General features: G+C 58.7%; 12 protein-coding genes and 1 pseudogene. 3 read left to right on the top strand and 10 right to left on the bottom strand.

Translation table 11 applies throughout. The annotated features are described in order from the left end of the window. The first annotated feature begins 5 nt into the window (after positions 1-5). From AC1DXN_RS26460 to AC1DXN_RS26450, 3 genes and pseudogenes are all read left to right on the top strand, one after another. Positions 6-908 carry a dihydrodipicolinate synthase family protein gene (locus tag AC1DXN_RS26460; protein WP_477276675.1) on the top strand — a complete coding sequence of 301 codons (903 nt, stop codon included), beginning with the start codon at positions 6-8 and terminating at the stop codon, positions 906-908. A 19-nt stretch (positions 909-927) separates the two neighbouring features. Beyond that, positions 928-1587, top strand: a complete 660-nt coding sequence (locus tag AC1DXN_RS26455) for an FMN-binding negative transcriptional regulator (protein WP_477276677.1) — start codon at positions 928-930, stop codon at positions 1585-1587. A 45-nt stretch (positions 1588-1632) separates the two neighbouring features. Continuing rightward, a pseudogene (locus AC1DXN_RS26450) lies at positions 1633-1866 on the top strand (CbbX protein); the annotation flags it as partial. A gap of 51 nt (positions 1867-1917) precedes the next feature. Here the strand turns inward: AC1DXN_RS26450 and AC1DXN_RS26445 are convergent. From AC1DXN_RS26445 to AC1DXN_RS26400, 10 genes are all read right to left on the bottom strand, one after another. Further along, positions 1918-2454, bottom strand: coding sequence for a hypothetical protein (locus AC1DXN_RS26445; protein WP_477278253.1), 537 nt, complete (start codon positions 2452-2454; stop codon positions 1918-1920). A gap of 261 nt (positions 2455-2715) precedes the next feature. Further along, the gene (locus AC1DXN_RS26440) at positions 2716-4362 is read right to left on the bottom strand and encodes a Na/Pi cotransporter family protein (RefSeq protein WP_477278245.1); all 1647 of its coding nucleotides are present in this window, start codon (positions 4360-4362) and stop codon (positions 2716-2718) included. A 57-nt stretch (positions 4363-4419) separates the two neighbouring features. Further along, on the bottom strand, positions 4420-5469 hold the full coding sequence (tdh, locus tag AC1DXN_RS26435; RefSeq protein ID WP_477278243.1) for an L-threonine 3-dehydrogenase: 1050 nt from the start codon (positions 5467-5469) through the stop codon (positions 4420-4422). Then, a complete protein-coding gene (locus AC1DXN_RS26430; RefSeq protein WP_477278241.1) occupies positions 5469-6671 on the bottom strand; it encodes a glycine C-acetyltransferase in 1203 nt (400 codons plus the stop codon). The genes tdh and AC1DXN_RS26430 overlap by 1 nt, the downstream gene beginning before the upstream one ends. Positions 6672-6744: 73 nt before the next feature. Then, positions 6745-7317 (bottom strand): helix-turn-helix domain-containing protein, encoded by a 573-nt coding sequence (locus AC1DXN_RS26425; protein WP_477278239.1) that lies wholly within the window; start codon positions 7315-7317, stop codon positions 6745-6747. Positions 7318-7410: 93 nt separating this feature from the next. Next, positions 7411-7605 carry an FAD-dependent oxidoreductase gene (locus AC1DXN_RS26420; protein ID WP_477278251.1) on the bottom strand — a complete coding sequence of 65 codons (195 nt, stop codon included), beginning with the start codon at positions 7603-7605 and terminating at the stop codon, positions 7411-7413. Between the two features lie 84 nt (positions 7606-7689). Further along, positions 7690-8976: an aminotransferase class V-fold PLP-dependent enzyme gene (locus tag AC1DXN_RS26415; RefSeq protein WP_477278237.1), complete on the bottom strand. Its 1287-nt coding sequence runs from the start codon at positions 8974-8976 to the stop codon at positions 7690-7692. Positions 8977-9368: 392 nt separating this feature from the next. Further along, positions 9369-10460 (bottom strand): ABC transporter ATP-binding protein, encoded by a 1092-nt coding sequence (locus AC1DXN_RS26410; protein ID WP_477278235.1) that lies wholly within the window; start codon positions 10458-10460, stop codon positions 9369-9371. Beyond that, positions 10457-11248, bottom strand: a complete 792-nt coding sequence (locus tag AC1DXN_RS26405) for an ABC transporter permease (RefSeq protein WP_477278249.1) — start codon at positions 11246-11248, stop codon at positions 10457-10459. The genes AC1DXN_RS26410 and AC1DXN_RS26405 overlap by 4 nt, the downstream gene beginning before the upstream one ends. Beyond that, on the bottom strand, positions 11248-12180 hold the full coding sequence (locus tag AC1DXN_RS26400; RefSeq protein ID WP_477278233.1) for an ABC transporter permease: 933 nt from the start codon (positions 12178-12180) through the stop codon (positions 11248-11250). The genes AC1DXN_RS26405 and AC1DXN_RS26400 overlap by 1 nt, the downstream gene beginning before the upstream one ends.

Raw genomic sequence — 12180 nt, 5'->3', positions numbered from 1 at the left:
TGAACATGGCCTTCTTGAGAGGCCTTTGCGCCTTCCCGATCACGCCTACCGACAGTGACGGGCGGGTCGATACCTTGGCGCTGCGCCATCTGATTGCGAGGCTTTGCACCGCAAAGGTGGATTCCATCGGACTTCTTGGCAGCACCGGCATTTACATGTATCTGTCGCGACAGCAACGACGCCGGGCCCTTTCCGAGGCGCTGGACGAGACTGGTGGAGGTATCCCGGTCATCGTAGGGGTCGGCGCATTGCGCACCGACGAGGCGATAAAACACGCAAGAGACGCAAAGGCCCTCGGCGCGGCCGCAGGCTTGCTCGCAGCCGTCTCTTATGCCCCGCTCACCGATGACGAGGTGTTCGAGCATTTCTCCTCGGTCGCGCGCAGAAGCGGACTGCCGATCGTCATCTACGACAATCCTGGAACGACGCATTTTCGCTTTACACCCGCGCTCGTCGCACGTCTGGCGCAAGTGCCTGGGATCGTGGCCATCAAGAATCCGACCGACGGGGGCGATGCGATCCAAGGCCATCTGCAGGATCAGAGGCAAATCGTGCCAAAAGGATTCTCGATCGGTTACAGCGGCGACTGGAACGCCGCCCAAGCCATGATTGCCGGCGCCGACACCTGGTACAGTGTGCTGGGCGGCATCTTGCCAGAACCTTGCATGGGGATCGTCAGGGCCGCCCAACAGGGCGACCACGCGCAAGCGCGTCGCATCGACGCCACGCTGGTCCCGCTATGGGAACTCTTCAAGAAGTATTCGAGCCTTCGCGTGGTCTATACGCTCGCTGAAGCCTTCGACATCTGCCGGGCCGCACCCCCGCTTCCGATCATGCCGCTTTCCATCGCGGCGAAGCACCAGGTCGCCGACGCACTGGAACGTGTGCGAACAGCTGCCATGTCGTGAGCCGCGAACTTCGAGATCATTGAAAGAACCGACCATGTATGTCCCGCCGCACAACGAAGAGCTCAGCCGAGAGGTTCTTTTTGATCTGATCCAGAACACCGCACTCGGTGTGCTGATCACCCATGGACCAGGTGGACTCGACGCCAATCACATCCCCTTCGAACTCGACAGCTCGGCAGGAAAACTAGGCGTGCTTCGATGTCACGTCGCGCGCAGCAACCCGGTCTGGCAGGAGGTGTCGACCGGCGATGAGGTCCTCGTCGTGTTCCGGGCCGCCGACGCCTACATTTCTCCCCAGTGGTATCCCAGCAAGCACGAGTTCCACAGGCAGGTGCCGACCTGGAACTACCTGGTCGCACATGCGCACGGACGGATCACCGTTCACGACAATGAGCGCTTTGTGCGTCGGAACGTGGCCAAACTGACGCATCGGCATGAGTCAATCCAGCCCGTCCCATGGAAGATGGGGGATGCGCCGAGAGACTTTATTGAGACGCTGGTCAAGGAGATCGTGGGACTGGAGATCGAGATTACGCATCTGGTCGGCAAGGCCAAGTTGAGCCAGACCAAAGAGCCGCGCGATATTCGCAATGCTGGCGAAGTGCTCGTCGCACAGGGCGACACGGGCGTCGGTCAGGCGATGCTGGCAGCCGCTGCTCGCAAGTCCGAACTGGGTTGAAGTCCCCAGCCATCAGCTCCGAGGCTGGCTCCCCCGGCAGGGCAGGAGCTTGATCGCGATCTGACCGGTCTCAAGCCGGTCAAGCAGCGTATCCGCGAGACGGCGGCGCTCCTGCTGGGCGAGCGCGCGCGCAGCCGCCTGGGCCTGTCGACCCATACGCCGACGTTGCATATGAGCTTTACCGGCAATCCAGGCACCGGCAAGACGACGGTGGCGCTCAGGATGGCAAATCTGCTCCATCGGCTTGGGTACGTGCGCAAGGGCCATCTCGTCTCGGTCAAAGGATAGTCGCGCCACGCGGGTCGAGGCAGAACCAAATTATTTGCCAAGTCACACCTCTCCCCCGATGGCATTTCGGCCCATAACCTTGGTCGCAGCAGGTAGTGTACCGTCGACACGCGCTTGTACCAAACGGCACCTGAACCTAGACACCTGCTCACGCACCACACCGCAACCGTAGTGGCCACTTAACTGGAACAGGCAGTTCGCCATGATGAGGGCGTCGGTGACGAGCTGGGCCGTCATCTCGGCCTTCATCGACCAGCCGACGACGCGGCGCGATAACAGGTCGACGACTGCATTTTGCTTCATGGACCACACATCAGGCGCTTCGCCTGAGCGATGACCGGATCGAGCGTCACATAGTTGTTCGACACATAACGTTCCTGCCATTTCAGAGGGTAGTTCGACACCGCTCGCCCATCCGATACGCGCACGCTGAAAATGGGCAAAATGCTCGAAACCGGAATCCGTGGCGAATTCCTGCAGGGCGGTTTTGATCGAGCGCTTATCCCGAGCGAGCTCGATCGCGTCGATCAAACGATCAAGATGATCGTCTAGGACGCGTTCTGCTTTTGCTGGCAACATCAACCTCCTCGTATTGTTGCGTGCCTATGCTCGCACCTCGCTCGGGCTAGCAGTGGGTGATCGTCGTGAACCTCTCCGCCGCGAAGTGTGCCGCACCAATCGCGGAAGAGCATTCACCTTTTCGGATGGCATCGAAGAACGCTCCCTTCTTGGTATTTCGTCAATCGATTGTGGCAATGCTTTTGTGCCGAGCGAGCACACGATGTCGCTCGTCGTCCTGGATTGACTGGATTCCGGTGCGCTGATCGTGATGCTCTGCAATCAACTTGCGCGTCCCGACGGCTTGGTAATCTCGAGCAGACGAGACTCACTCAAAACACCAGCTTCTTTCAAAATAGGATAGGCGATCGCCGCTATGTGGGCGTTGATACGCTTAAGATCACGCAGGATGTCGAGGTGCAGCGCACTAGTCTGGAGACTTTCGATCTGCCCGTCGCGAAGCCGATTAAGATGGTTGTCCGTTGACCGCTTCTCGAGATAGCGGATATCGACTTTCGCCTCGACCAGCCGGCGGGCGAGCTTTGCGTCGCCTGACACGAGGATGCTCTGGGCGATGCGCAGGTTCGCGATCGTGACTGCGTAAACCTCCTCGATCTCTGCCGCTCCTGCGGCCGAGAAGGTCAGCTGGTTTCTGATCTTTTTCACGACCAGATCATGCAAGTTCTTTTCTATGATATCGCCGATGTGCTCGAGATTGATGGCGTAGGAGACGATCTCGGCCGAGCGGTGTGCGTCGTCTTCGTCGAGATCTGTCCGATTGAGGTTGGAGAGATAGAGCTTTACTTGCTCGTGCAAGCGATCGACTTCGTCATCCATAGCGGCGATGTCGGCGCAGAGCTTGGTGTCGTTCCGACGCAGCGCTTCCAGATTTTTTTGCAGCATGTCCGTCACGTTGTCGCCGATGCGCAACGTTTCGCGGACTGCACCAGCAAGCGCCATTGCTGGATTGCTGAGACTCGCCTGATCGAGATGGCCAGGACCGCCCTGAATCAGCACTTCCGGCAGCAACCGGCGCATCGCCCACGAAACGGCACCGAGTAGTGGCAGCATGATTGCCGCGAGCAGCAAGTTGAATCCGATGTGTGCGTCGACAACGAGTTGCGCCGGCTCCAAGGCGAAGCCGGAGAGCGCGGAAGCCGCTTGATCGGCGAAGGGCAACACGATCACGCAGCCAATCAGCCGGACGGCGAGATTGCCGATGGTCACCCGCCGTGCCAGCGGGCCGTCTCCCATCGTGGCGATCACAGGAGGGACAGCGCCGCCAAGATTGGCGCCGAGAACCAGAGCGATGCCGAGACCGGGTCCAACCGTTCCGCTGGCAGCCAGCGACATAACGAGAAGGACGATGGCGAGGCTGGAGGACGAGGCGATTGCCAGCACGGCCGCGACGACGACCGCCAGCGCCGGCACCGCATCCAGCGAGGCCATTAGCGCGCGCAGCACCTCAGACTGCCGCATCGGCTCGGTCGATTGGCCAAGCAGATGAAGCGACAACAGCATCAGCCCCAGCCCCAGCACCGCGCGGGCGATCCCCTTGTGCGGCCTGGCTTCGCTGAACGTGAACATGACGACACCGGCTGCGATCATCAGCGGCGCGAGCCAGTGGATGTCGAAGGCCAGAATCCGCGTGACCAGGCTGGTGCCGACATTGGCACCGAGCATGATCGCCTGCGCCATGGCCGAACTTATGAAGCCGCTGCCGGCGAATGAAGCTGTCATGAGCGCGGTGGCCGTGCTGCTCTGCAGCGCCACTGTGGCGGCAAGTCCGACGAAGAAGGCCAACAGCCGGTTGCGCGTCCCCGCGGCGATCCAGCGGCGCAGTCGGGCGCCAAATGCCCGGCTCACGCCGGTCTTGACCATGCGTATACCCCACAGCAGAAGTGCAACTGCGCCGATGAGGTCAATCATGGGGGTCCTTCCCACCTATATGCACTGGCGAGATCCCGGAATCTGGAAGCGCTGACATCAGCGCTTCCAGTCCAACACGATCTTGCCGGAGTTACCGCTTTGCATGGCTTGGAAGCCAAGCTCGTAGTCGCTTATAGGCAGGCGATGTGTGATCACCTTGCGCACGTCGAGGCCGCTCTGCAGCATCGCCAGCATCTTGTGCCAGGTCTCGAACATCTCACGCCCGTAGATGCCCTTGACCGTCAGCATCTTGAACACGACCTTGGTCCAGTCGACCGGAGCCGGCCTTGCCGGGATGCCGAGCATTGCGATCTTGCCGCCCATGACGAGATGCTCGACCATTTGGTCGAAGGCCGCTGGTGCGCCGCTCATTTCCAGGCCGATATCGAAGCCTTCCTTCATGCCCAGCTTGGCCTTGACGGAGCTTAGGTCCTCCTTCGACACATCGACCGGCACGACGTCGGCGACCTCGGCCGCGAGCGCAAGCCGCATCGGATTGATGTCGGTGATAACCACATGCCGCGCGCCAACATGCCTGGCCACCGCCGCACTCATGATGCCGATCGGACCGGCACCGGTCACGAGGACATCCTCGCCAACCAGATCGAAGGACAATGCGGTATGGACCGCATTGCCGAGTGGATCGAGGATGGCGCCGATCTCGTCGTCGATCGTGTCGGGGAGAGGCACGACGTTGAACGCCGGCAGCCTGAGATATTCTGCGAAGGCGCCGGGAATGTTGACGCCGACCCCCTTGGTTTCGGGATCGAGATGGAATCGGCCTCCGCGGGCTGCACGACTGTTCATCCCGATGACGTGGCCCTCGCCCGAGACACGCTGGCCGATGGGGAGATTGCGAACGTTTGATCCCGTTTCGACGATCTCGCCGGCATACTCATGCCCGACTACCATGGGGACTGGAACCGTGCGCCGCGCCCATTCGTCCCAAGCATAGATATGGATATCGGTTCCGCAGATCCCCGTCTTGTTGATCTTGATCAGGACGTCGTCCGGTCCGATCGGGGGTACCGGGAGATCATCCAGCCAGAGGCCGGGTTCGGCCATTGCCTTCACAAGCGCTCGCATCAAATTACCCCTCTCAATCATCAAATTATCCCGATCGCCCCGCCGGCATCCTTGAAGGCATCTACGGCGAAGTCGACGTCCGTTTCGGTGAGCGCCGCCGACATCTGTGTCCTGATGCGGGCCTTGCCCTTGGGAACGACGGGAAAGAAGAAGGCCGCGGCATAGACGCCGCGCTCGTCGAGCGCTGCCGCCATCTGTTGGGCGAGCCGCGCGTCATGGAGCATGACCGGAATGATTGGCGTCTCGCCAGGAAGCAACTCGAAGCCCGCACTAGCGAGCTTGGACCGGAACCGGACGGCGTGAGCGGCAAGAATCTGCCTACGGTCGTCTGCTTGTCTTGCGATCTCGATCGCCTTGATGGAGCCGGCTGCGATTGCAGGGGCGAGACTGTTCGAGAACAGATAGGGCCGGGCGCGCTGGCGAAGCAGATCGATGATCGGCTGCGCAGCCGCAACAAAACCGCCCATCGCGCCCCCCAGACTCTTGCCCAGGGTTCCGGTAACGATGTCGACGCGCGGTCCAACGCCGGTCAGCGCCGGTGTGCCCCGGCCCTCTTCGCCCAGGTGGCCGGTCGCATGGCAGTCATCCACCATGACAAGCGCACCATAGCGCTCGGCGAGATCGCAGATCGCCGGCAGGTTGGCGACATAGCCATCCATAGAGAAGACGCCATCGGTGACGATCAGCTTGAACCGGGCGCCATCGGCGGCAGCCTCCTTGAGCCGATCCTCAAGCTCGTTCATGTCGCTGTTTAAAAAGCGATAACGCTTTGCCCTGCTGAGACGCACGCCATCGATAATCGAAGCGTGGTTCAGCGAATCTGAAATGATTGCGTCCTCCGCTCCCAGCAGTACCTCGAAAATGCCGCCATTGGCATCGAAGCAAGCGGCAAACAGGATCGCGTCGTCCTTGCCTAGGTAGTGTGCGATCGTCTGTTCAAGCTCGCGATGCAAGGTCTGCGTGCCGCAGATGAACCGAACCGACGCCATTCCGAAGCCGAATTTATCAAGACCTACTTTGGCGGCCGCCACGATTTCCGGATGGTTCGCTAGGCCTAGATAGTTGTTGGCGCAGAGATTGACAGCGTCGCGGGTTCCTGCAGGCAACGTCACATCTATGCGGCCGCGCTGGGGACCGGCGATCAACCGTTCCCGTTTGTAGAGGCCCTCGGCTTCGATTGTCGCGAGGGTTTCGTTCAAATGTCTCAGGAAGGTCGCAGCCACATCGTCACCAAATTCCGTTATAAGGGAATAAATCCATTATACAGGAATGATGTCAAGCGATAGTGGAAATTCATTATCTGTAGAGCAAAACCATCAAGCCTTTGGCAGCGGTCTTCGACGTATTTCGTATCCGATGGGGCACGTCAGCCGGGTATCGCGCGGTCTCACCGGTCTTGAGGATTTTGGTCACGCCACCACTCGTGACCTCGAAGCCTCCGGTGAACGCAGTGAGATGTTCGAATGCACGTGGTGCGTGCGCGGAGCTTTCGAGGCACCCACCCGGAGCAATCTCGACCTCATACCACTCCGTGTCGCCCGCTAGGCGGGGCGGACTCAGAATACGAAGATGGCATGATCCGTCAGCATTCTTGATCTCCGGCGTGTGAGGCGCCGTGATAACTTCGACGGTGTCGGCATTCGAACCAGCTGAGGTTCCTTCCACAAGATCCGAAATCTCGATCTTGAGCGCGCGCGTCAGGCCCCAGAGCACCGCAAATGTCGGATTCGCCTGGCCACGTTCGATTTGAGAAAGCATCGACTTTGAAACGCCAGACAGCATCGCCAGCTGCTCAAGCGTCAGGCCGGAGTCTTTTCGTCGGCGTTGTACATTTGGACCAATTAGCGGCGGGGCGGATGATTCTGACATTCATATCGTATAGCCAATTTCCAGTATAACGGAAAGGCCTTCTGCTTGATGCACGATTGCTCACTTATCTTTCGAGCGAATGTCAGCCACGCGCTACTTGGGTAGCTGCTCAGAAATCTCCTCCGCAATGATTTGAGCAGCGGCAGCTGAGAGCGTCCACCCTAGATGCCCATGACCGGTGTTGTAGAAAATGCCGGGACTGCGCCCGACACCGATTCTTGGCACCATGTTCGGTAGGGCGCAGCCAGCCCAAGGTATAACGGCGCTGGTGTCCACGTCTGGGAAAATCGGTAGGATAGAATGCTCCCAAGTGCCGGCCCCAAATCACCGCTTCGCCAATTCGGAAAGCCTGTTTGTGAGTATTCAACCTAATTAAGCACTGCTGATGACGGCGAGCGCTTCGACCAGTCGGGCGACCTCCTCCTCAGTCGTGTAGAGAGCGGGCGACACACGGATGCACTGGCCGGCCGCTACACCGGCGCGGCACACCGTCAGAACCTTGAACTCATCGCGCAGTTTCGCCACCAGAGCGTTGTTGTCTTCCTTCGTCCCCTTGCCCTTGACGCGGAACGAGGTGATGCCGGCATGCATGCTTTGGTCGTCGGGCGTCAGGATTTCGTAGGTTTCCATCGCCCGGACCGGCCCAACCCACTGGTTGCGCAAATAGGCTAGCCTCGTGTTCTTGGACGCAGCCCCGATCTTCTCGTGCAAGTCGAGCGCCGCGGGTACGCTGAGGGCGGCGGCGAAGTTCAGCGTTCCGGTGTGGATGCGCGAGCGGATGTCGTCTGCCGGCCAGTCCTGGTCGCCCATATGGATGTCGATATCGGCCAGCCGACCTTTTTTGATGTAGAAGAAACCCATCCCGACGGGTGCACCTATCCATTTGTGCAGATTGAAGCCGACGAAATCGGCGCCGAGATCGGTTGCGTTGAAGGATATCTGTCCCCAGGAATGCGCGGCGTCGACGATTGTGTCGACGCCCCTTTCCCGCGCCATGTCGGTGATCTCGCGGGTCGGCATCACCAGCCCGGTCCGGTGCGAAAGATGCGTCAGAAGCAGCAGTTTCGCCTTGGGCGTCTGGTCGAGAACCTCCTTATAGGTTTCGAGAACCGCCTCGCGGGTGACCGGTTCGGGGATGGAAAAGGTCTTCACCTCGACGCCGCGCCGGTCCTTCAGCATGGCCATCGCATATTGCATCGAATCGTAGTCGAGGTCGCAATAGAGAACCGCATCGCCATGCTGCAGCTTGTTGTAGCCGGTGATCAGGACCTGCAGGGCTTCGGTGGCGCCGCGCGTCAGCGCGACCTCCTCCGGCAGCGCGCCGACAGCGGCAGCGACGCGCGTACGGACATTCTCGAAATCGGTTCCGAAGGCGCTGCGGTGATAGAGCGAATTTTGCCGGTTCACTCGCTGCGTGTTCTCCAGGTAAACCTCCAGCACCGGCCGTGCCATAATACCCCAATAGCCGTTCTCCAGATTGGCGATCGATCGGTCCACGTCGTAGAGGTCTCGCACGGCCGCCCAGTACCCGTCGTCGGTCGCCAAATTCGACGTATCCGCTGTGGGAAGGGCGACGGTTTCCGCCGCTGCGGTCCGCAGGGTTGCCGCTCCTGTCGTTGCGATCATGCTGCCCATGAGAAAGTTGCGCCGCAGTGTCATATCCGTCTCCTGCGATCCGTCGTTTGTTGTTGATGGCGCGTGTCTACCGAGGCTTTGCCACAGGCCGTTGAAGCGAGCGGACATGGCCCGGCGCCGGCCTTGGACGTGTGCATGGGTGCGGGCTGCCAATCGCTATGACCATTCCCTACTTTCCACTCAAGGGCGGTGGTGCCGGCCTGATGCGTCCAGATGATTTAGCGATGTCGTCCTATCCGAAAAGCGTCTCGTACCACGCGGCGCGCGTATTCGCGCGCGGAAGAAGCAGCCGCCAATGACCTGGCGCACTTTCGTGTCGTGACGCCAAACTGGGCCCTTGAACATCAAAACTCTCCCAAAACAATCGAAGGGACCCTTGCGATGCTGTCGGTAACCAAACGTTGCAGCAGATCCCATTATTCGGCTCGCATCACAAACACGCTCTTGGGGTCTATCGAAATATCAACGTCCTGGCCGCGCGACGGCGGGGAGGAGAGCTGCGTATTAAACGTGTCAATAGTGATTGTCTCATTGCCAACGATCAGGCGAACCCGAATTACAGAGCCATAAAAGCCAACCCCCGTAACCTTGCCTCTCAGTATGGCATCTCCTTTGTGGGCGCCAAAGCGTATTGCTTCTGGCCGAACTGCCAGTGAGAGATGGTCACCCCGCGCTAAACCCTGCGGAAGTTCCAGATTTTTGAGAGTCGCGGTTGCGACCTCAACCGACCCGCTCGCAGGGTCCAATAACGTTGCCTTGAGGACAGAAAGCGTTCCAACGAATGATGCGACGAAACGCGTGGCCGGACGATTGTAGATTTCAAGTGGTGTGCCAAACTGCTCAACCCTTCCGCTGTTCATGACCGCAACCCGGTCAGACATCGACAATGCCTCTTCCTGGTCGTGTGTCACAAAAAGCGTGGTGATGCCGAGTTCAGTTTGGATCTCTCGAATCTGTTCACGCAAAGAAAGACGAATCTTTGCATCAAGTGCCGAGAGCGGTTCATCAAGCAAGAGCATCGCTGGTTTCTTTGCCAACGCTCGTGCCAAAGCCACGCGCTGTTGCTGGCCACCCGAAAGCTCATACGGAAAACGCCGCTCCAACCCTGTCAAGCCGACGAGTTCTAACATTTCAGCAACACGCCTTTGAATGTCTCGATCTGCCATGGCCGCGATTTTGAGACCAAAGCCGACGTTGGCGGCAGCCGACATATTCGGAAACAACGCGTAAGATTGGAATACCATTCCGAGGTTGCGCTGATCTGGGCGCAACCTGGAAACATCTCTCCCATTAATCAGAATTCGGCCAGTTGTCGGATACTCAAATCCTGCAATCATACGCAAGACCGTAGTCTTTCCGCAGCCGGATGGGCCGAGAACCGAAATGAATTCGCCTTTTCGTACTTCAAGATCTAGATTGCGAACGACTTCATGCCCCCCGAACCGTTTGATGATCCCGGAAAGGTGAAGAGCGGTATTTGCTTTGGCGGAGGACGCGACCAGATTCATTTACTCTCTCTTCGCACAGGAGGGGAAAAGCGCGCCAAAATTTGGACCAGTCCCATGGCGGTCCAGGTAATGAAGAATGACAGAATGACCAATGCCGCCGGTTCATAGGCCTTTGCGACCCCAACTCTCTGGATGTAGGGGCCAAAGGCAGGCCTCGTGAGAAGACTCGCCATTACGAACTCACTGATTACAACGGCGAAAGTCAGGAACGCACCAGACAGCACAGAAACCATTATATTGGGTAGAATTATGCGGGTGATAATAGTGATTGGTCTGGCGCCAAGAATTGTTGCGGCTTCAGTGAGCACGCGGGCATTGATTGCTTGGAGGCCGGTATCAACAGCTCGGTACAGATACGGAAGCGCTAGCGTCACGTAACCACATATCAACAATATATCTGACCCGCGAGACGTTCCTGTAAGAGGAAGTAGCGATGAAGAGGAGAACATCCGCACATAACCGAATACCAATATTATCGGCGGAACGATCAGCGGCAGCAGCACGATAAACTCGACGACCGGCCTAAGCCATGGGAGGCGCAGGCGTACCAAATATACGGTTGGCACGACGAGAACAGTACCTACGAAGATTGTGCACAACGCGATGAGCGCCGAATAGCTGAAACTCGAAATGAAATCCGGATCGGCGAAGACGTAACGGTAGGCATCGAGACTATAGCCGTCGCGCCTTAGGCTAAGCGAGAACTTTGCTGTACTGATCAATGGCATCAGGAAGAAAGCAACACCTAAGGACAGACAGATCCAGCGAAGAAGATGCATGATTTTTATCATCGGAGCCACCGTTCAGCGCGGGTGCGGAGGACGAGATAGATGGTGTTGGCAAATGCCATGACGATGATCATGCCAAGCGCCAATGCAGCACCGAGGTTCTCGTTGTGCAGGACGTCACCACGGATCTGCGCATAGAGCAGGATCGGCACGATGTTCACCGCGTAACCGGTGAGGGCATAGGCTGTGGCAATTGCCCCAAACGAGTTCGCGAAAAGGAGCGCTAGTGTCCCAAGGAGGCTGGGCCACAAGATCGGCAGGCCGATATGTCGCCAATACTGCCAAGAGCTGGCGCCAAGGATTGACGCAGCTTCGCGCCAGTCTCTCCGCAAGCCATCAATGGCTGGCATCATGATCGTAACCGTGATCGGGATCTGGAAAAAGAGATAGGTGACTGTTAGCCCCCAGAAGCTGGCCAGATCGAAACCGGCGGCATAAATATCTATGCCAAAGGCCGCCTTGATTGCTGCGGTGACCAATCCGAGACGTCCAAGTGTTGCGACGAACGCAAAGGCGAGCGGAACGCCGGAGAAGTTCGAAGCGACGCCACAGAATGTCATCACGATAGAACGGACCTGAGTGCTGCCTATACCGCGCCCCACGTTTAGAGCAAGGCCGAGGCCAATTACTGCACCAAGCACGGCTGACGCTGCAGAGAGCCTTATAGACTCGACAAACGCCCCCGTGACCTCAGGCGTGTTGAGGTCAGCAAAATTCCCGAACGTCAGGTGCCCCTGCTGATCGACAAACGCGTTGGCGATCAGCGCAACTGTTGGCGCGACCATCATCACGAGAGCGAAGATGAAAAACGGCGCGACACCGATCAGCGCGGACCAATCCAATCGTCGTACCGCCGAAGCTCGCTGAGTGATAGGAAGCTCGCTGGGTTCGGAAATTCCCAACTCAGCGACTTCCTTCTCCGACAGGGACAC

Source organism: Mesorhizobium sp. P2_H9, assembly GCF_056403215.1.
The sequence above is the reverse complement of the archived record's forward strand: the minus strand, read 5'-3'. Positions and strand labels throughout refer to the sequence as shown.